General features: G+C 69.3%; 20 protein-coding genes and 3 tRNA genes. 13 read left to right on the forward strand and 10 right to left on the reverse strand.

The window, feature by feature from the left end; all coding sequences use genetic code 11:
- Positions 1-1,728 carry a hypothetical protein gene (locus tag ACIN94_RS20055; protein WP_400708049.1) on the forward strand — a complete coding sequence of 576 codons (1,728 nt, stop codon included), beginning with the start codon at positions 1-3 and terminating at the stop codon, positions 1,726-1,728.
- A gap of 179 nt (positions 1,729-1,907) precedes the next feature.
- Here the strand turns inward: ACIN94_RS20055 and ACIN94_RS20060 are convergent.
- The 3 genes from ACIN94_RS20060 to ACIN94_RS20070 form a co-directional block, all read right to left on the reverse strand.
- Positions 1,908-1,980 (reverse strand) — tRNA-Glu (locus ACIN94_RS20060).
- A 14-nt stretch (positions 1,981-1,994) separates the two neighbouring features.
- Positions 1,995-2,070: transfer RNA gene (locus tag ACIN94_RS20065), tRNA-Glu, on the reverse strand.
- Between the two features lie 63 nt (positions 2,071-2,133).
- Positions 2,134-2,205: transfer RNA gene (locus ACIN94_RS20070), tRNA-Gln, on the reverse strand.
- A 175-nt stretch (positions 2,206-2,380) separates the two neighbouring features.
- Between ACIN94_RS20070 and ACIN94_RS20075 the strand changes: the two genes are divergently transcribed.
- Entirely contained in the window at positions 2,381-4,360 is a 1,980-nt protein-coding gene (locus ACIN94_RS20075) for a M3 family metallopeptidase (protein ID WP_400708050.1), read from the forward strand.
- On the opposite strand, the gene ACIN94_RS20080 is transcribed toward ACIN94_RS20075, so the two are convergent.
- The gene (locus tag ACIN94_RS20080) at positions 4,353-4,919 is read right to left on the reverse strand and encodes a PadR family transcriptional regulator (protein WP_400708052.1); all 567 of its coding nucleotides are present in this window, start codon (positions 4,917-4,919) and stop codon (positions 4,353-4,355) included. The genes ACIN94_RS20075 and ACIN94_RS20080 overlap by 8 nt on opposite strands.
- A 54-nt stretch (positions 4,920-4,973) precedes the next feature.
- Here ACIN94_RS20080 and ACIN94_RS20085 point away from each other — a divergent pair, with 54 nt between their 5' ends.
- Positions 4,974-6,248: an MATE family efflux transporter gene (locus ACIN94_RS20085; RefSeq protein WP_400708054.1), complete on the forward strand. Its 1,275-nt coding sequence runs from the start codon at positions 4,974-4,976 to the stop codon at positions 6,246-6,248.
- Between the two features lie 73 nt (positions 6,249-6,321).
- Positions 6,322-7,650, forward strand: a complete 1,329-nt coding sequence (gene thrS / locus ACIN94_RS20090) for a threonine--tRNA ligase (protein ID WP_400708056.1) — start codon at positions 6,322-6,324, stop codon at positions 7,648-7,650.
- Positions 7,651-7,662: 12 nt separating this feature from the next.
- On the opposite strand, the gene ACIN94_RS20095 is transcribed toward thrS, so the two are convergent.
- The 5 genes from ACIN94_RS20095 to ACIN94_RS20115 form a co-directional block, all read right to left on the reverse strand.
- Positions 7,663-7,797 carry a hypothetical protein gene (locus ACIN94_RS20095; RefSeq protein WP_400708058.1) on the reverse strand — a complete coding sequence of 45 codons (135 nt, stop codon included), beginning with the start codon at positions 7,795-7,797 and terminating at the stop codon, positions 7,663-7,665.
- A gap of 210 nt (positions 7,798-8,007) precedes the next feature.
- Positions 8,008-8,325 (reverse strand): type II toxin-antitoxin system PemK/MazF family toxin, encoded by a 318-nt coding sequence (locus ACIN94_RS20100; protein ID WP_400708060.1) that lies wholly within the window; start codon positions 8,323-8,325, stop codon positions 8,008-8,010.
- Complete coding sequence (locus ACIN94_RS20105; protein WP_400708062.1) at positions 8,322-8,519, reverse strand: hypothetical protein; 198 nt, start codon at positions 8,517-8,519, stop codon at positions 8,322-8,324. The genes ACIN94_RS20100 and ACIN94_RS20105 overlap by 4 nt, the downstream gene beginning before the upstream one ends.
- A gap of 72 nt (positions 8,520-8,591) precedes the next feature.
- Complete coding sequence (gltX, locus tag ACIN94_RS20110; RefSeq protein WP_400708152.1) at positions 8,592-9,923, reverse strand: glutamate--tRNA ligase; 1,332 nt, start codon at positions 9,921-9,923, stop codon at positions 8,592-8,594.
- 28 nt (positions 9,924-9,951) lie between these two features.
- Positions 9,952-10,728: a fumarylacetoacetate hydrolase family protein gene (locus ACIN94_RS20115; RefSeq protein ID WP_400708064.1), complete on the reverse strand. Its 777-nt coding sequence runs from the start codon at positions 10,726-10,728 to the stop codon at positions 9,952-9,954.
- A gap of 274 nt (positions 10,729-11,002) precedes the next feature.
- Between ACIN94_RS20115 and ACIN94_RS20120 the strand changes: the two genes are divergently transcribed.
- The 8 genes from ACIN94_RS20120 to ACIN94_RS20155 all read left to right on the forward strand — a co-directional run bounded on the left by ACIN94_RS20120 (position 11,003) and on the right by ACIN94_RS20155 (position 16,005).
- A complete protein-coding gene (locus ACIN94_RS20120; RefSeq protein WP_400708066.1) occupies positions 11,003-11,509 on the forward strand; it encodes an Asp23/Gls24 family envelope stress response protein in 507 nt (168 codons plus the stop codon).
- A complete protein-coding gene (locus ACIN94_RS20125; protein ID WP_400708068.1) occupies positions 11,506-11,772 on the forward strand; it encodes a hypothetical protein in 267 nt (88 codons plus the stop codon). The genes ACIN94_RS20120 and ACIN94_RS20125 overlap by 4 nt, the downstream gene beginning before the upstream one ends.
- On the forward strand, positions 11,769-11,957 hold the full coding sequence (locus ACIN94_RS20130) for a hypothetical protein (protein ID WP_400708070.1): 189 nt from the start codon (positions 11,769-11,771) through the stop codon (positions 11,955-11,957). Before ACIN94_RS20125 ends, ACIN94_RS20130 begins: the two co-directional genes overlap by 4 nt.
- Complete coding sequence (locus tag ACIN94_RS20135) at positions 11,954-12,427, forward strand: Asp23/Gls24 family envelope stress response protein (protein ID WP_400708072.1); 474 nt, start codon at positions 11,954-11,956, stop codon at positions 12,425-12,427. Before ACIN94_RS20130 ends, ACIN94_RS20135 begins: the two co-directional genes overlap by 4 nt.
- Positions 12,424-13,107, forward strand: a complete 684-nt coding sequence (locus ACIN94_RS20140; RefSeq protein WP_400708074.1) for a DUF6286 domain-containing protein — start codon at positions 12,424-12,426, stop codon at positions 13,105-13,107. Before ACIN94_RS20135 ends, ACIN94_RS20140 begins: the two co-directional genes overlap by 4 nt.
- A gap of 5 nt (positions 13,108-13,112) precedes the next feature.
- Positions 13,113-13,697 carry a hypothetical protein gene (locus ACIN94_RS20145; RefSeq protein ID WP_400708076.1) on the forward strand — a complete coding sequence of 195 codons (585 nt, stop codon included), beginning with the start codon at positions 13,113-13,115 and terminating at the stop codon, positions 13,695-13,697.
- Between the two features lie 52 nt (positions 13,698-13,749).
- Positions 13,750-14,127, forward strand: a complete 378-nt coding sequence (locus tag ACIN94_RS20150) for an antibiotic biosynthesis monooxygenase family protein (protein WP_400708078.1) — start codon at positions 13,750-13,752, stop codon at positions 14,125-14,127.
- Between the two features lie 192 nt (positions 14,128-14,319).
- On the forward strand, positions 14,320-16,005 hold the full coding sequence (locus tag ACIN94_RS20155) for a heparinase II/III family protein (RefSeq protein WP_400708080.1): 1,686 nt from the start codon (positions 14,320-14,322) through the stop codon (positions 16,003-16,005).
- Between the two features lie 56 nt (positions 16,006-16,061).
- Here the strand turns inward: ACIN94_RS20155 and cimA are convergent, their stop codons facing one another.
- Positions 16,062-17,639, reverse strand: a complete 1,578-nt coding sequence (gene cimA / locus ACIN94_RS20160; RefSeq protein ID WP_400708082.1) for a citramalate synthase — start codon at positions 17,637-17,639, stop codon at positions 16,062-16,064.
- A 294-nt stretch (positions 17,640-17,933) separates the two neighbouring features.
- Here cimA and ACIN94_RS20165 point away from each other — a divergent pair, with 294 nt between their 5' ends.
- A complete protein-coding gene (locus ACIN94_RS20165) occupies positions 17,934-18,587 on the forward strand; it encodes an O-methyltransferase (RefSeq protein WP_400708084.1) in 654 nt (217 codons plus the stop codon).
- Positions 18,588-18,619 lie beyond the last annotated feature (32 nt).

Here is an 18,619-nt window from a genome sequence, read left to right on the forward strand (position 1 = left end):
GTGACAGATCGCATCGAGGCCGCTGCCGTTGAACTGCGTCCCCTGCTCCAAGAATTCATCCTCTGGGCGCGTGAGAACGCGCCCGGCAGCGATTCCAACCTGGTCGGGGCGGTGGCCCTGTGGCACCGGCTGATCGCCTCCGACAACGTCGGCCGCTGGAGGCAGGGCGATCTGCGCACCGTGCTGCTCGACCGGATGCCGCAGGTCGTGGAGGACCCGGACGCCGCCGCCGACGGCATGGTGTCCGCGGTCCGCGCCTATCTGACCTTCCTGTCGGAGACCGACCGGCTGGCCAAGGGCTCCGCCTCGCTCAAGTCCCTGCTCTCCGAGCTCGACGAACTGGAGGACGACTTCGTCGACGCGATGGAGGATCTCGTCGTCGAGCAGGACGACTACGACGACGAGGAGGAGTCCGAGGGACTGGGTGACTTCGAGCCGTTCGCGGACGAGCTCGCCGAGCTGCCGACGATCCGGCTCCGGCCCGATGCCGAGCTGGCCATGGCCACCCGGAAGGCGGCCCTGATCACCAAGGCGCGCGACCTCGCGCTCTGGGTCGGGTCCGAGCGCCGGGTAGGTGAGACGAGCCTGCTCACCGATGCCGAGATCATCGAGGCCCTCGCCGCTCTGGGACTGCCCGCACCCGAGGGGAGCGGCAAGCCACTGGCCGACTCCGTGCCCGCGCTCTGGAACATCTGGAACCTCGCGATCGACCTGGACTTCCTCCAGCCCGAGGGCGAGGACACCGTCAGCGCCGACGTCGACACCGCCGACTGGCCGTTCGAGGAGGACGACGACGCCCTCGACGTCTGGATGGCCGGCCTGCACTCGGTCGACTACGGCGATCCCGAGCTTGAGGACGAGGACGCCACGATCGCCCTGTCCGGGCTGACCCGGGCCCTGCTGGTCCGGGTGCTCCTGGCGACCGGTTCCAAGCCGCTGGCCGAACTCCGTACCGAGCTGGCGGAGGCCGCCGCCGAATACGACGACCAGGGCGCCGACGCCTGGGCCGCGGCCGTCGCGCAGTACGGCGACCCGCTCGCCCCGGTCCTCGACTGGCTGGCCGGCTACGGCATGGTCGAGGTCGAGCACGATCAGGTACGGCTGACGCCGCTCGGTATGGAAGGCGTGGTCCACCTCGTGGACGACGCCGACATCGAGCTGGACGCCCGCCCCGCCATCGACGCGATGACGGCTCTGGACCTGCTCTCCTTCAGCGCGGAGCTGCCCGAGGAGGAGGCGGACGCCGAGTTCGCCGCCTGGATGGAGCTGCGCGAGCCCCACCAGGCCGCCAAGGAACTACTGGAGGCGGCGGCCGAGGACGATGCGGACGCCCTGGTCCGGGTCCAGGCGGCCAGCATGGTGGGCTCGCTCGGCGAGGTGGCCGTGCCCGCGTGGCGGGAGGTCCTCGACGAGCCGTCCCTGCGCCCCTATGCGGCCACCCACCTGGCCCAGCTCGGCGTCGAGGACGCCCCCCAGCCCACCCCGGCCGACACCCACTGGCTGATCCTCGACATGCTGACCATCTCGGCGGGTCTCGGCCGGCCGGAGTTCGTCAGCAGCCTGGACGATATCGGCACGAACCTGGTCAACCTGCTCGACGTGATCTGGAAGGTGCCTCACCCGCACCTGGAGGAGCTGCTGGAGGAGATCGGCAAGGCCCACCCGGACAGGCAGGTGGGCAAGGCCGCCAAGCGGGCCCTGTTCAAGGCCCGCTCCACCCACAGCTGACACGCGCGGGGGCGGGGAGGCCGCCGGATCGGCCTTCTCGCCCCCAGGACCGGCCCGGTGCGTTGCTCACCAGGTATTGGGCAGAGAAACCATCCAAGCAAGGGACATGCCGGACAAAAGGTGGTCCTGGAAAAACAGAAAACCCTCGGAAGCCGTTGCTTCCGAGGGTTTCACCGATGTAGCCCCGACCGGATTCGAACCGGCGCTACCGCCTTGAGAGGGCGGCGTCCTAGGCCACTAGACGACGGAGCCTTGCGAAATGACAGTGGTAGTCCCGACCGGATTCGAACCGGCGTTACCGCCTTGAGAGGGCGGCGTCCTAGGCCACTAGACGACGGGACCCTACACACTGTCGTCGGACTCGGGGGGACCGAATCCGCAGCACCTCTCGATAGAGAGGTGCAGCTGGGGTACCAGGACTCGAACCTAGAACAACTGAACCAGAATCAGCCGTGTTGCCAATTACACCATACCCCACCGCGCTTGACCTCCTTGCGGAGTTCGTTGGCGACTCCGAAAGAATAGCCCAGGTTGGGGGTCAAGGCCAAAACGATTGACGGCGGCCGAATCCCCAGGGCACCGGAGTGCGTCGGAGGGGTCCGTTATGTAACGCTGCTGTCCGAGACCCACCCGCATGTGAGGAGCCTGCGCCTTGGCCGAGAACCCCTTCTTCCACCCCAGCACGCTGCCCTACGCGCTGCCGGACTTCGCCGAGATCCGGGAGGAGCACTACCTGCCCGCGTTCGAGCGCGGCATGGCCGACCAGCTGCGGGAGGTCGAGGCGATCGCCGGTGACCCCACCCCGGCGACGTTCGCCAACACGATCGAGGCCCTGGAGCGCTCCGGCCAGATCCTGAAGCGGACCGCGATGGTCTTCTTCAGCATCGCCTCCTCCGACGCGACCGACGGCATCCGGGAGATCGAGACCGAGATCTCCCCCAGGCTGACCAAGCACGACGACGCCATCCACCTCAACCGCGCCCTCTACCAGCGGATCAAACAGGTCACCACCGAGGACCCGGAGGAGGCCTGGCTGCTGGAGAAGTACCGGGTGGACTTCGTCCGGGCCGGCGCCGACCTGTCCGAGGCCGAACAGGAGCGGCTCAGGGAGCTCAACGAGGAGCTGACCAAGCTCGCCACCACCTTCTCCCAGAACCTGCTGACGGCCTCCACCGCCTCCGCGCTCGTCGTCGGGGACGCCAAGGAGCTCGACGGACTCTCCGAGAGCGCGATCAAGGCGATCGAGAAGGACGGCGAATACGTCCTGCCGCTGCTCAACTTCACCAACCAGCCCGCTCTGGCCGAGCTGACCGACAGGCAGACCCGGAGGAAGCTGTACGAGCTGTCGGTGAGCCGGGCGCCGGAGAACTTCGAACTGGCCGCCACGATGGCGGCGCTCCGCGCCGAGCGGGCCGCCCTGCTCGGCTACCCCAACCACGCCGCCTACTCCGTCGCCGACCAGACGGCCAAGACCACCGACGCCGTCGAGGAGATGCTCGGCAAGCTGGTGGGCCCGGCCGTGGCCAACGCCCGCCGCGAGGCCGAGGCGCTGAGCGAGCAGGCCGGGTTCCCCATCGAACCGTGGGACTGGTCGTTCTACGCGGAGAAGGTACGCAAGGCCCGCTACGACTTCGACAGCTCCGAGCTGCGCCCCTACTTCGAGCTGAACCGGGTGCTCAGGGACGGCGTCTTCCACGCCGCCGGCGAGCTGTACGGGATCACCTTCACCGACCGGGACGACCTGGCCGGTTACCACCCGGACGTCCGGACCTTCGAGGTGTTCAACGCGGACGGCTCGCCGCTCGGCCTGTTCCTGTTCGACCCCTACGCCCGGCCCACCAAGCGCGGCGGCGCGTGGATGAACAACCTCGTGGACCAGTCGCACCTGTTCGGCGACCTGCCCGTGGTGATGAACAACCTCAACATCACCAAGCCCGCCGAGGGCCCGACGCTGCTGACCTTCGACGAGGTCAACACCGCCTTCCACGAGTTCGGCCACGCCCTGCACGGCCTGTTCTCCGACGTCCGCTTCCCCCGGGTCTCCGGCACCACGGTGCCGCGCGACTTCGTGGAGTACCCCTCGCAGGTCAACGAGATGTGGGCGACCTGGCCGTCGGTCCTCGCCAACTTCGCCAGGCACCACGAGACCGGCGAGCCGGTGCCGGCTGAGCTGCTGGAGAAGATGAAGGCCGCCGAGAAGTTCAACCAGGGCTTCGCGACCGTGGAATACCTCACCGCGGCACTGCTCGACTGGGCCTGGCACAAGCTCGCCCCCGGCGAGACCGTCGAGGACGCCGAGGCATTCGAGGCGGCGGCCCTAGAGCGCGCCGGGATCGCCTTCGAGCTGGTCCGCTCGCGCTACCGGACCAACTACTTCGCGCACGCCTTCTTCAGCGGTGTGGGCGGCTACAGCGCCGGCTACTACTCCTACATCTGGAGCGAGGTGCTGGACGCCGAGAGCGTCGAGTGGTTCAAGGAGAACGACGGCCTCAAGCGTGCCAACGGCGACCACTTCCGGTCGACCCTGCTGTCTGTCGGCGGCTCCAAGGACGTGATGGAGGCGTTCCGCGACTTCCGCGGCCGCGACCCCCGCATCGAGCCCCTGCTGGAGCGCCGCGGCCTGCTCAGCTGAGCCTCAGCGGGCTGAACACACCCTGATGCTCCAGCTCGGCGACGGTCTGCCTGAGCCACCGCTTCTCGGCGTCGCCGGTGGCCCGTGCGATCAGGAGCATGCCGCGGTGGAACGGGTCGGGGACCTCCTCGGCCCGTTGCGGCTTCCCGTCACGGTAGAAGAAGCTCGCGGGGGTCTCCAGGAAGCCGAGGCGGCGGCGGAGCACCCGGACCTGGTCGGCGCGGTCCGGAAGCTGTGACAGGAAGGTCAGCAGGCCGAAGAAGCGTGTCTGATCGCTGATGTCGAGGTCGGAGGGTTCACGGAGCCGCCGCAGGAGCTCCGCCCGCCCCGCCCCGGTCAGGGTGAGAACCTGGCGCCGGGCGGCGCCCGCCCCCTCCTCCTCGTGCCGCTCCACGAGTCCGGCCTTCTCCAGCCGGGCGATCGCCGGGTAGAGGGCCCCGTCGCTGACCGGGCGGAGATGACCGCTCAGCTCCAGGATGCGGGCCTTGAGTTCGTAGCCGTGCATCGGCCCCTCACCGAGGAACCCGAGGATCGACAGGGTCAGGTCGCCACTTGCCATGAGAGCATCGTATCGCTATACCTCTAAACGAGATAACTCGAAACGAGGTATACGATGAAGCTACTCCGCCTTGCCCTGCCCGTCTACGTGGAGTTGCTGACGGCCGTGGTCGCGGTCGGCCTGATCGACCTGTTCTGGGTCTCCGGACTGGGCAGCCAGGCCGTGGCCGCGGTGACGGTCGCGACCACCGCCGAATACCTCGCCCTGGGCGTGATTCTCGCCGTCCAGACCGGGACCACCGTCCTGGTCGGCAGGCGCGACGGCAGGGAACCGACCCAGCCGGTGATCCGTACGGCGTGGCTGCTCTGGGCGGCGACCAGCCTGGCGGTGGCGGTCCCCGGGGTGCTGCTGCGCGAGCCACTCGCCCGGCTCTTCACGGCCGACGCCGTGACGGCCGGCCTGACGGCCGGCTTCTTCCTGGTCTCCCTGGCCGGCATCCCGGTCTTCTTCGCGCAGTCGCTGGTGGACGGGATCTTCAAGGGACACGGTGACACCACGACCCCGATGCGCACCGCCCTCCTCTGCAACGCTTTGGTGATCGGTCTCGACCCGTTGTTCATCTACGGACTCGACCTCGGTATCCAGGGGGCGGCGGCGGCGACCGTACTGGGGCGGACGGTCACCCTCGCCGTCGCGCTGACCCTGCTGACGCGGCGGACGCCCCGCGCCCGCACGGCGCGGGCGAACCGCGCGGACGCGGTGGACATCGTCCGCACCGGGCTGCCCATGGCCGGCGACTTCCTGGCCAGATCCATCGTCGGGATGGCCCTGGTGGAGGTGGTCGGCGGGTTCGGTGTCGTGGCGCTGGCCGGCTACGGCATCGGGACGAAGATCATGCTGGCCGGAGTAATGGCCTTCTACGCGCTCCGCCAGGCCGCCCTGATCCAGACGGCCCGCTCCGGCGACGCGGGCCCCGCCCTCCGGTACGGCCTGGCCACCGGGCTGATCGTCGCCGTCGCGCTCAACGCCGTCGCCGCTCCCGTCGCGGGCCTGTTCACCGGCGATCCGGCGGTGGCCACCGAGGTGGTGAGCTTCCTGCGCTGGATGACGCTCTACCTCGTCCCGTTCGGCGGCCTGATCTCCGTGGGCGGGGTGCTCCAGGCAAGCGGGAAGGGGAGCCGCCTGCTCACCGCCACCCTGGCGGGTTTCGCGGTCCAGCTCCCCCTCGCCTACGCGCTCGGTACCGCGCTCGGCCTCACCGGCGTCTGGCTCGCGATGGCCGCGGGCACCGCGCTCACGCTCACGCTCGTCACGGGCCCGGCCCGCCGGGGTGGCTCCCTTCCCGCCGCTCCGGCACTGCGGCCTCCGCATTCCCCGGCCGAAGAATGACCGCGTGGACACCACCGCGCCTCTGCTACCGTGATCGGCATGAAGCGCGCTGCCATGACGACGACGCCGGAGAGTGTCCCGGCGCGCTGACAGATGTCTTAGTCAAAAGCCCCGGGGCGAGTGCCCCGGGGCTTCGCCTTGCGGTCACTCCCCCGATGTCCGCGAGGAGACCGCCATGCACGACCACCGCAAGCTCGGCCGCGAGCTGGGCCTGTTCGACACCGACCCGCTGATCGGCGCGGGACTGCCGTACTGGCTGCCCGACGGGGCAGCCGTACGGCACACCCTGGAGGAGTACATCCGCACCGCCGAGCGGCGGGCGGGCTACCGGCACGTGTACTCGCCGGTGCTCGGCAAACGGGAGCTGTACGAGATCTCCGGGCACTGGTCGCACTACAGCGACGACATGTTCCCCCCGATGGACCTCGGCGGTGAGCAGGTCGTCCTGCGGCCGAGCCTGTGTCCCCACCACGCGGTGATCTACCGCTCCCGCTCCCACAGCTACCGCGAGCTGCCCCTGCGCATGGCCGAGCTGGGCGGCATGTACCGCTCCGAACTCTCGGGCGTGCTCGGCGGGCTGACCCGGGTGCGGGCCATCCAGCTCAACGACGCGCACATCTTCTGCACCATCGACCAGGTCGCCGAGGAGGCACAGGCCGCCCTGGAGATGATCCGTCAGGCGTACGAGGCTCTCGGCATCAGCCCGACCCGCTACCGGCTCTCCCTTCCGGGCCCCGGTGGCAAGTACGTCGCCGCACCCGAGATGTGGCAGCGGTCCACCGCCCTGCTGACCGAGGTCCTCGACCGCTCCGGTCTGCCCTACGAGGCGGCCGAGGGAGAGTCCGCGTTCTACGGCCCCAAGATCGACGTCCAGGTCACCGATGGCGCCGGCAGGGAATCCACCCTGTCCACCGTCCAGGTCGACTTCCACCAGCCCGAGCAGTTCGACCTGCACTACATCGGCCCGGACGGCGCGAAACACCGTCCGGTCATGGTCCACCGCAGCATCATCGGCAGCGTGGAACGAGCCGTCGCCCACCTCATCGAACAGCACGGCGGCGCCTTCCCCGCCTGGCTCGCCCCCACCCAGCTGGTGATCCTCCCGATCTCCGAAGCCGAGATGCCGAACGCCGCGGCCCTCGCCCAGCGATGCACCGACCTCGGACTGCGCGCCGAGATCGCCGGGCCGGAACACGGCACCCTGGGCGCCCGCATCCGCCAGGCTCGCCTGGTGCCCTACCAAGCCGTCATCGGCGCTAAGGAAGCCGCCGACGACCACGTCGCCCTGCGCCTGCGTGACGGACGCCGCCTCGACCCGCAGCCCGCCAACGACGTCCTCACCCGCATCGGCGCTCTTGTCGATGCCCACAGCACCGACTTGTGGGACAGCGCCGCCTCGTAGCAGACCCCGAAGTCAGCGCTTGCTGTCGCCCGGCGCGAGGAGGCCGGTGATCTCCGCGATGGCCTCCGGGGAGGGTTTGAAGTAGCGGCGGACGTTCTCCGCCTTCTTGTGCCTCGACAGCCGGGCGAAGCCAGTGTCCGGGCACACGTCACGCGAGCTGACTACCTTCCCCGGACCGGGCTTGCGGTGGGTGAGGAACACCGGCCCGCGCGTGCGGCCTTCAGCAGACGCGACAGAAGCCGGGCAGTGCCGGCATCCCAGTAACTCGCGCGGATGTTCCTCAACCCCCGGATCCAGCCCATCGAGCGCTCCCGGCCGAGCGTCTCGATCGACTCGAACACCGGCAGGCCGTAGTGTTCACAACCCCAAGTAATGGATCACGGCATGCTCCACCTCGGCCAGCTCATCCCGGTCGAGGTAGTGCACGGGGTCACCGTGGATGAAACCGACGTCGACGGTACGGATCTGATCCACCAGGAATCGGGTCGGCGTGCCCGCCACCTCCAGCTCGGGGCGGAAGACCGCCGGCTGGGCACTGGTCGACGTGGGGACGATGGTCGCGACGCTCCACGGCATCGCGCTCGGGCTCAGTACCAGACCGTAACGGCGCCCACGCTGCTCGTGCCCGTGCTTCGCTTCCCCCAGGTCCACGCGGTAGACCGCCCCGCGGATCACCAGGCGTCCCGCTCTCCGGCCAGGTCCTCACCGGCCAGCCGTTCGGCATCGGAGCGGGCCTGGGCAAGCCACACCTCGCGCTCCAGGAGGCGCAGCGCACGGCGGATCACATCACTGGTGCGTTCACCGCCGCGCATCGCCGCCTTGATGATCCGTTCGTCCTCTTCCGTGGGTCGGAAACCGATCGTCGCCATACATCCATGCTATCCGGCTGTCTAACATCCGTCACGCATTTGTAAAACAGCGGCGCCGGTCCCGAGCCGGGCTCAGCCCCGCAGTCTGGCGAGGGCGGTTCGGATGCGGTCCATCGAGCGTTCCCGGCCGAGTGCCTCGATCGACTCGAAAAGCGGCAGGCCGACGGTCCGGCCGGTGACTGCCACGCGGACCGGGGCCTGGGCCTTGCCGAGCTTGAGGCCGTGCTCAGCGCCGACCTCCTCCAGTGCCGTCTTGAGCGAGTCGGGGTCCATGGAGACCTTCTCCAGACGGTCGAGGTAGCCGGTGAGGATCTCCACGGCGGAGCTCTTCATGGCCTTGTCCCACGACGCCTGGTCGAAGACCGGCTCGTCCAGGAAGAGGAAGTCCACGTTCGCGGTGATCTCCGAGAGGACCGCGATACGGGTCTGGGCGAGCTCGGCGACCTTGGCGAAGGTCTCCCGGTCCCAGTCGGGCTCCAGCCACGGCTCGCAACGGGCGATGAAGGTCGCGAGCGGCAGCGCCCGGATGTACTCACCGTTGAACGCCCGGAGCTTCTTCTCGTCGAAGAAGGCGGGAGAGGGGTTGACGTCCGCCAGCTTGAACAGCGGCACCATCTCCGCCCAGGGCATGATCTCCCGGTCGTCGCCGGGCCCCCAGCCGAGCAGCATCAGGTAGTTGACCATCGCCTCGGCCAGGTAGCCCTCCTCGCGGTAGGACTCCAGGGCGACCTTGTCGCGACGCTTGGACAGCTTCTGGCGCTTCTCGTTGACGATGACCGGCACGTGCGCCCAGATGGGCGGGGTGACGCCGAGCGCCTCCCAGAGCAGCTGCTGCTTGGGCGTGTTGGACAGGTGCTCCTCGGCGCGGACCACGTGGCTGATCCGCATCTCGATGTCGTCGACCACGTTGGCCAGCACGAACAGCGGGGAGCCGTCGGCGCGCGCGACGACGAAGTCCTCCATGGCGTTGTTGGGGAACTCGACCGTGCCGCGGACCAGGTCCTCGACCACGGTGACGCCGTCGTCGGGGGTACGGAAGCGGACCGCGCCCTCGGTCAGGCCCCGGTCGCGGCAGAAGCCGTCGTAGCCCCTGTGCTCCGAGCCGGTGCGGGCCTTCACGTCGTCGCGGGTGCAGGTGCAGTGGTAGGCGCGGCCGCCGGCGGCCAGCTTGGCCACCGCCTCGCGGTGCTGCTCCTCGTAGGCCGACTGGAAGTAGGGGCCCTCGAAGAACGGGCTGTCGCCGTTGATACCGATCCAGGCGAGCGCCGAGATGATGCCCTCGGTCCACTCGGGCCGGTTGCGGGCGGCGTCGGTGTCCTCGATGCGCAGCACGAACGTGCCGCCGGACTGCTCGGCCAGCGCCCAGTTGAACAGCGCCGAACGGGCGCCGCCGACATGGAACATGCCGGTGGGAGACGGAGCGAAACGAACCCTAGTCACGGGAGACCACCCGGTTGGTGAGAGTGCCGATTCCTTCGATGCCGACGCTGACCTCGTCGCCGACGTCCAGCGGGCCGACCCCTTCGGGGGTCCCCGTGAGGATGACGTCACCGGGGATCAGGGTCATGACCGCGCTCACGTGGGCGATCAGCGTCGGGATGTCGTACATGAGCTTGGAGGTGCGGGAGCTCTGCTTGACCTCACCGTTCACCGTCGTGGTGATGCCCAGGTCACTCGGGTCAAGCTCGGTCTGGATCCACGGGCCGAGCGGGCAGAACGTGTCGAAGCCCTTGGCCCGGGTGAACTGGACGTCCTTCTTCTGCAGGTCCCGGGCCGTGACGTCGTTGGCGCAGGTGTAGCCGAAGATGACCTCGTGGGCCCGTTCCGCGGGGACCTCGCGGCAGAGTCTGCCGATGACCACGGCCAGCTCGCCCTCGAAGTCGACCTGCCGGGTCAGCCCGGTCGGGTAGGCGATGGCCTCTCCCGAGCCGACCACCGAGGTGGACGGCTTCAGGAAGACCAGCGGCTCGTCGGGGACCTCGCCCCCCATCTCGCGGGCGTGGTCGGCGTAGTTCTTGCCGATCGCGACGACCTTGCTGGGCAACATGGGCGCGAGCAGCTTGACCTGGGAGAGCGGGTGACGCTCACCGCTGAACTGGATCGGGCCGAACGGGTGCCCGGAGATCGTGGAGATGAACTCCTCGCCGGGTCCGCCCTCGACCACGCCGAATCCGACACCCTCGCCTGTGGAGAACCTCGCTATACGCACACGACAAGGCTAGTCGCGCCCGGAGTCCCACCGGACCGCCGCCCGGTGTCGGGCCCACCGGCGAGCCGGTGGTACCGCGCAGCCGGCGGAGGCTTCACGTATCGCTACGGGAACCCCCAAACGGTCACTTCTCTCATAAAAACCACTGATAGGGCATATTCAGGATTTTCTCAAGAAAAAGTATGTGCTGGTTACTGTTCCTATGGGGGGTATTACGTCTTTTAGGCAGTATCCGGGGAAGCACACGGTCTTCCCCTCACGGGAGGGAATCGACGTGACCGAAGCCAACACGGTGAACACGCCGCCAAGGAGCGACGAGACCTCGGTGCCACGAGCTCGGACCAGCACCCCAGGGGGTCCTGGAAGCCTGGTGACCTCCAAGGGGACCACGAGCATCGACGGCGGAGTCGTCGCGAAGATCGCTGGCATAGCGGCCCGGGAGGTCTCCGGCGTCTACGACATGGGCGTCGGCACCGCACGGGCACTCGGCGCGGTCCGCGGCATGGTGGGGGGCGAGAAGAGCGCCACGCAGGGCGTGTCCGTCGAGGTGGGCGAGCGGCAGACGGCGGCCGACATCGACCTGGTGGTCGAGTACGGCGTGGCCATTCCGGACGTCGCCGCCGCCGTACGCCGCAACGTGATCACGGCCGTCGAACGCATGACCGGCCTGGAGGTGACCGAGGTCAACATCAGGGTCGACGACGTCCACATGCCCGACCAGGAGAGAACAGGCGACGGGGGCAGGACAGAGGGGCCCGAGGAGGGATCGCGCGTCCAGTGAGCGATCTCGCGCATGAGATAGCCGACACCGTACGGCGATGTCCCGACGTCGCCGACCTGTCCGGCGGCCCGTTCGGGACCGTGGCGACCTATCTGCCCGGCGAGAGGGTGTCCGGCGTCGCCGTCCGGGACGGCGAAGTCGAGGTCTCCATCGTCGCCCAGATGGGACGGCCGTTGCCGGAGATCGCCGAAGAGGTGCGGACGGCGGTCGCCCCTCTGGTGGGTGACCGCCCGGTGAACATCTATATCGGAGGTATTCGATGAACCAGTTCCCCGTATGGAGCGTGGCCGGCATGTTCGTCGGCATCATCCTGGGCTTCGCGGCGGCCTTCGGCGGTCTCGGCGCGTTCCTTCTGGTGCTCGTCCTGGGCGCCGTCGGACTCCTCATCGGCCGCATCGTCGAGAGTGGCGAGATCCACCTGTCCCGCCTGGGCATGAGGCGCCAATGACCACCCCGGTCGAGCACCACACCACACCTTCCGGATCGCCCGCGGACGTGCACGGTCTCCCCGCCCAGCGGCCGGGGGACGCCCCGTCCGCCGGGGAGGTGTGCTCAACCCGGCCCGTTCAACCGGTACGGCCCGCCGTACCGGCTGAACGGCGCGGGAGGACGGACATCCCGGAGCGGGTGGTGTCGCGCATCGCGGCCCGCGCGGCCAGAGAGGTGCCGTGGGTGCGGGAGGTCCACGAGCGCGGGCCGCTGGCCTTCGGAGGGCACACCCGCGCCGTCGTGAACGGAGAGCTCGCGACGCTGAGCCTGGACATGTCGGTGGAGTACCCAGCCCCCCTCCTGCAGGTCACCGAGACGGTCCGGCGGCACGTCGCCGACCGGGTCCGCACGCTCACCGGTCTGCACATCGGCCACATCGACATCGACGTGACCGGCGTGGTACTCCCCCGAGGAGAGGACGGCGGATGACGGTCCCCGCCTCTCCTCCACCCACTCCGGCCTCCGGCGCGCAGCCCGCACCGGAGAGAATGACCGCACCCGGCGCGGAGACCATGGAATGGCCCTCGTCACCCCTGCCCGCCGAGGTTCCGAGGAACCGGGCGGCGGACCGGGCGGCGAGCAGGGCCTTCCGTCCGCGCCGGGTGGTCCCCGCTGTGATCACGGCCGCTCTACTGACCGTGATCGGCGTCCTGGTCGCGGTGGAGGCGATCTCCGCCCTGCTGGGCAGGACGGTGCGCTGGATGCCGTACGACCGGATTCTGGGCTGGGCGTCCTCGACGCCGTGGAACAGCCCGCAGGTGGTGCTGGGCGCGAGCGTAGTCACCGTCCTGGGCCTGTTCCTGTTGCTGCTCGCCCTCGTTCCAGGGCGGTCCAGGCTCATCCCGGCCAGGACCGGCGACCCCGACCTGATCATCGGCATGCAGCGCCGGGGCTTCACCCGTTCCCTGGCCCATGCCGCCCGGCAGGTGCAGGGGATCGATCACGCCCAGGTGAGACTGCACGGCAGGACCGCGCAGGTGACGGCGGACAGTCTCCTGAGGGACACCACCGGGCTGGCGGAGGCCGTCCGGCTGACCGTCACCGAGCGGATCGCCGCGCTCGCTCCGGTCGACGACTACTCCGTGCGCGTGAACCTGCGAGGAAAGTGATCGCCATGGACAGGAAGACTCCGCGGGGCAACCGGCTGGGGCTGCTGATCGTGGGACTGGTGCTGACGGTCCTCGGCTGCCTCACGGTCGCCCGTGGCGTGGGCTCGTTCTCGCGGGCCGGGGCGCCCGCCGGTGAGCCCCTCCTCAACGGCCCGGTGCGCGGGGCCTTCGCCCACTCCCTCCAGCTGTGGTGGGTGATCGCGGTGGCGGGGATCGTGCTGACCCTGCTCGGCCTGCGCTGGCTGCTGGCCCAGGGACGGCGCGCCAAGCTGGGCGGCATCCGCCTGGCGAGCGGCCCCGGCGGGGTCACCGACGTCCACACCGGCGGCGTGGCCGACGCGATGGCCGCCGACGTCAGCGCGCACCCCGCGATCCTCCGCGCCAGCGCGGCGATGATCGGCACGGAGACGCACCCGGCGGTACGGCTGCGCGTGATGGCCGACGAGACCATCCCCATGGACGCGATCCGCGAGCAGCTCGACGGGGTGGCCATCCCGCGCATGCGCCGGGCGCTGGAGACCGAGCGCATCCCGGCCATCGCCCAGGTGAGCCTGGAAGAACCGCCACGCCACCGCAGGACCGTCGTCTGACGGAGCCGCGATCGTAGAGTGGTCGGCGGAACCAACGCTTCGAGGAGACGATGTGCCTTCGGTTGTGAAGATAAACGTGCTGACGGTGCCGGCGGAGATGCGCCAGGAACTGGAGCGCCGGTTCTCCGGGCGCGCCGGGATCGTGGAGTCGGCGGACGGGTTCGAGTGGTTCGAGCTGCTCCGCCCGCTGGAGGGCACCGACCGGTACCTGGTCTACACCCGCTGGCGGTCCGAGGAGGACTTCACGCGCTGGACCGACAGCCAGGCCTTCCAGAAGGGCCACGCCCAGGCCGGCGGGCAGGGAGAACAGCAGGGGCACGGTCACGGCCAGGCCGCCGGGCACGGTCACGGTCAGGGGCCGGCTGCCAGCGGCGCCGAGCTCTGGTCGTTCGAGGTCGTCCAGAGCACCGGCCCCGCATCCGGGTCCTGACCGCCGCCCGCCGTACGGCTCGCAGGCGCACCGGCGGAGCGGCGCGCCTGCGAGCCGGGGTGAACGGTTTCAAACGCCGGACGCGCATCTAGTTGCTAACGATGTGCTGGAAGAGGTCCGCCCAGCTTGACCGGTTTGCTGGGATTCGGACAGCATGATCCGCTCCCCTCGTCCGGCCCGGAAGGAATTGGCGTGCGCCGCCGCACCGAAGCACTCGTCCTCTCGCTCATCCTCCTCGTGACCTGTGGTGCGACGACCGGCCCGGCAGAGGCCGCGGAACAGGTCAGACGCACGACCGAGTGCCAGGGCGACTGGTTACCGGCGACGCCGACGGCGCCGGACATCATGAACGGCGAGGTGGAGTTCCTGGGCCTCCCCCCGGTGAAGGTGAGCAAGGGCGTCAACTGGCGCACCGATCCCTATCGCAACCGCTCGTGGAGCATGGTGTTCCACTCCCTGCGCTGGATGGGCCGCCTGGTCGCCGACTACGAGACCACCGGTGAGACGGCCTACCTCACCCGCGCCACCGAGATCGCCAAGAGCTGGGTGACGGACAACCCCCGGCGAGGGGGCCCCAAGGCCAGCCCCTACGCCTGGCAGGAACACCCGATCGCGCTGCGCGCCCCCGCCCTGGTCTGCCTCAGCAAGCACGTCAACGCGTCCTGGCTGACCGCCAGCCTGGCCGAGCACGCCACGATGCTGTCCAACCCGAACCTGTACGAGAAGGGCCACAACCACGGCATCGACCAGGACATCGCCCTGCTCGGCATCGGCTGCCGGTACGGCAACAGCACCTGGTCCGGTCTCGCCGTCAGGCGGCTGACCGAGACGGTGATACTCGACGTCGACGCCCAGGGCGCGCTGCGCGAGCAGGCCCCGCGCTACGCGATCTACGTCCATGAGCGGCTCAAGGTCGCCATGGACGGGATCAGGGCGTGCGGGCTGAAGGTGCCCGCCGAGATCACCCGGCGCTGGGAGTCGCTGGAGGACTTCATCTCCCACTCCACCCAGCCCAACGGGTTCATGGTCCCGATCGGGGACGGCGGCGCCGACGTGCGTCCGGTCGGGTACGACCACCCGAAGCAGACCGTGCGGGTGTTCGGCAACGGCTACGTCTACGGACGCACCGCGTGGGACAGGCCCGAGTCGGCGTTCTACTCCATCCGCTTCGGTCCCGGCCTGAAGCACCACGGCCACGAGGACCACCTCGGCGTGACCTACTACGCCCAGGGCCGCGACGTCCTGGTCGACGTGGGCTTCCACTCCTACGAGAACACCGCTTACCGTCGCTGGACGATGTCCACCGAGGCGCACAACACCCCGTCCGTCGTCGGCGCCACGTTCCGGGGCAAGACGGCCACCGCGCTGAGCAGATCCTCGATCGGGGGGGACCGACAGAGCTACCGGCTGACCGACAACGCCTACGGCGTGCCCAGGACCCGCTCGGTGCTGGTCAACCACGGGCAGGACGTGATGGCCGTGCTGGACACGGTCCCCAAGGGCTCCCGGGTCAGCAACCTCTGGCACCTCGCCCCCGAGCTGTCGACCGTGTCGAACAGCGGCGGCCGGATCGTGGTCAAGGACAAGGCAGGCTGGAAGGCGACGCTGGTCCAGGTGTCGATGCCCTCCTGCACGCCCGTCAGCGGGCTGAAGGTGGTCCGGGGTCAGTCGGACCCCTACCAGGGCTGGGTCTCCCCCGCCTACCTGCAGAAGCAGCCCGCTCCCACGGTCGTCTCCCCCGCCTCCGCGGACCCGCTGCTCACCATCGTGGTGCCCGGCACCGACAAGCCCTCCGTCTCCTGCTCCGGCGGCAGGGTGAACCTGGAGACCTCCACCGGCCCGGTCAGCTTCCGGGTCAGCGGCGCCGACCTCTCCTGAACCGTTCGCCGACGGTCACGCGGGGTACGGCCTGGCCGTACCCCGCGGCAACCGGATCAGTCGACGGGGTGGCCCGCCTTGAGCAGGCCGTAGGTGACGGCCTGCTCAAGGGCCTGCCAGGAGGCCTCGATGACGTTCTCGTCGACGCCGACCGTGGCCCACTCGCCGGTCGCGTCGCTGGAAGTGATCAGCACGCGCGTGACCGCGTGGGTACCGTGGGTGCCCTCCAGGATCCGCACCTTGAAGTCGATCAGCTCGACCTCCGCCAGCTCGGGGTAGAGCCTCTCCAGTCCCTGCCGGACAGCCCTGTCCAGCGCGTTGACCGGACCGTTCCCCTCGCCGGTGGCGATGATCCGCTCGCCCTTGGCGTGCAGCTTGACCGTGGCCTCACTGACCAGCTCGCCGCTGCGGGTCCGCTCGACGATCACCCGCCAGGACTCGACCTCGAAGTGGCGCCTGCGCCCGCCCGCCACGGTGTCGCGGAGCAGCAGCTCGAAGGAGGCGTCGGCCGCCTCGAAGGTGTGGCCCTTGGACTCCATCTCCTTGACCCGCTCCACCAGCTCGCGCGAGGTCTCCGGTGACAGCTCGTAGCCCAGCTCGCGGCCCTTGAGCTCGACGGAGGCGCGACCGGCCATGTCGGAGACGAGCATGCGCATGTCGTTGCCGACCTGGGCCGGGTCGATGTGCTGGTAGAGGTTGGGGTCCACCTTGATGGCGCTGGCGTGCAGCCCGGCCTTGTGCGCGAAGGCGGAGACGCCCACATAGGGGGCGTGGGAGTTCGGGGTGACGTTGGTCACCTCGGTGATCGCGTGCGCGATCCGGGTCATGTCGGCCAGCGCCTCCTGCGGGACGAGGTCGAAGCCCCGCTTGAGCTGGAGGTTGGCCACGACGGTGAACAGGTTGGCGTTGCCCGACCGCTCGCCGTACCCGTTGGCGCAGCCCTGCACGTGGGTGGCGCCCGCCTTCACGGCGGCCAGGGTGTTGGCCACCGCGCAGCCGGTGTCGTCGTGGCAGTGGATGCCGATCCGGGCGGAGGTCCCCACGGCCGCGTGGACGACCTCGGCGAGCTCGTCGGGGAGCATGCCGCCGTTGGTGTCGCACAGGGCGATGACCGAGGCGCCCGCCTCGGCGGCGGTGCGCAGCACCTCCAGCGCGTAGGCCGGATTGGATCTGTAGCCATCGAAGAAGTGCTCGGCGTCGAGGAAGACCCGCTGTCCCTCCGCACGGAGGTGGGAGACCGTGTCGCGGATCATCGCGAGGTTCTCCTGGAGAGTCGTGCGGAGGGCCAACTCAACGTGGCGGTCGTGACTCTTGGCGACAAGGGTCACGACCGGCGCGCCGGATTCGCGCAGGGCGGCCACCAACGGGTCGTCGGCTGCCTTCACTCCGGCTCGGCGGGTCGCGCCGAACGCGGCGAGCTGCGCATGCTTCAGGTCGAGCTCGGTCTGAGCCCGCCGGAAGAACTCGGTGTCCTTCGGGTTGGAGCCGGGCCAGCCGCCCTCGATGAAACCGACCCCGAGGCCGTCCAGGTGGCGTGCGATCGCCAGCTTGTCGGCCACCGTGAGGTTGAGGCCCTCCTGCTGGGCGCCGTCACGGAGTGTCGTGTCGTACACATGGAAGCGGTCGTCGGCCATGTCAGTCTCCTTCGCGGTTCGATGGTTCGCCGCGCGCTCATCCGGCTCTGAGAAACAAAAAAACCCCTCACGGACGTGAGAGGTCTGCGCGCTGGCGGTGTCCCTTTTCAGCCAGCGCGCCTGCCGATAATGAGCAGACCGTAGAACATGATGCTTCGGAGTCTGCCACACGCCGACACTATTTGACACATCGATCTCACTATACGAGATCCACCGTCTCATCCGAGCCGCTGGACACGCCCTTCCATCCGTCCTCCGCCTGAAGGATCGGCGACACGGACAAGAATGGCGCGCATGAAGGCTACTTATCTCGACCCGGGCATCGGGCAGTACCTGATCGCGCACACCACCCCGCCCGACGACATCCTCGACGCGCTCGCCCTGGAGACCCGCGAGGCCACCGGCGAGAGCGCGGGCATGCAGATCTCCCCCGACCAGGGGCGGTTCCTGACCATGGTCACCCAGCTCGGCCGCGCGAGGAACGTGGTGGAGGTGGGCACCTTCACCGGCTACTCGTCAGTCTGCATCGCCCGGGGGCTGGCCCCCGGCGGCAGGCTGAGTTGCTTCGACGTCAGCGAGGAGTGGACGGCGATCGCCCGGCACTACTGGGAGAAGGCGGGGTTCGCCGACCGCATCGAGCTCAGGGTCGGCCCGGCCGCCGAGCGGCTGAAGGAACTCCCTCCCGAGCAGACGGTCGACCTGGCGTTCATCGACGCCGACAAGGCCGGTTACCCCGTCTACTACGAGATCCTCATGTCCCGCCTCGTTCCGGGCGGCCTGATCCTGGTCGACAACACCCTGTGGGGCGGGCGCGTCGCCGACCCCACCGTCGACGACGACGGCACCCGGGCCATCCGCGCGTTCAACGACATGGTCATGGCCGACAGCCGGGTGACCTCGCTGATCCTCCCCATCGCCGACGGCCTCACCATGATTCGAAAGCACTGAAGAGAACGGAGGAGAGCCCGGCCTCGTGGAAG

Source organism: Streptosporangium sp. NPDC087985 (assembly GCF_044741965.1).
Taxonomy (GTDB): domain Bacteria; phylum Actinomycetota; class Actinomycetes; order Streptosporangiales; family Streptosporangiaceae; genus Streptosporangium.

Bases quoted from the DNA above. Each gene is read 5' to 3' on its own strand.
- ACIN94_RS20080 (WP_400708052.1), bottom strand. From the start codon at position 4,919: ATGGCAAGTGGCGACCTGACCCTGTCGATCCTCGGGTTCCTCGGTGAG.
- ACIN94_RS20085 (WP_400708054.1), top strand. From the start codon at position 4,974: ATGAAGCTACTCCGCCTTGCCCTGCCCGTCTACGTGGAGTTGCTGACG.
- ACIN94_RS20105 (WP_400708062.1), bottom strand. From the start codon at position 8,519: ATGGCGACGATCGGTTTCCGACCCACGGAAGAGGACGAACGGATCATC.
- gltX (WP_400708152.1), bottom strand. From the start codon at position 9,923: ATGTTCCATGTCGGCGGCGCCCGTTCGGCGCTGTTCAACTGGGCGCTG.
- ACIN94_RS20130 (WP_400708070.1), top strand. From the start codon at position 11,769: ATGAACCAGTTCCCCGTATGGAGCGTGGCCGGCATGTTCGTCGGCATC.
- ACIN94_RS20135 (WP_400708072.1), top strand. From the start codon at position 11,954: ATGACCACCCCGGTCGAGCACCACACCACACCTTCCGGATCGCCCGCG.
- ACIN94_RS20140 (WP_400708074.1), top strand. From the start codon at position 12,424: ATGACGGTCCCCGCCTCTCCTCCACCCACTCCGGCCTCCGGCGCGCAG.
- ACIN94_RS20145 (WP_400708076.1), top strand. From the start codon at position 13,113: ATGGACAGGAAGACTCCGCGGGGCAACCGGCTGGGGCTGCTGATCGTG.
- cimA (WP_400708082.1), bottom strand. From the start codon at position 17,639: ATGGCCGACGACCGCTTCCATGTGTACGACACGACACTCCGTGACGGC.
- ACIN94_RS20165 (WP_400708084.1), top strand. From the start codon at position 17,934: ATGAAGGCTACTTATCTCGACCCGGGCATCGGGCAGTACCTGATCGCG.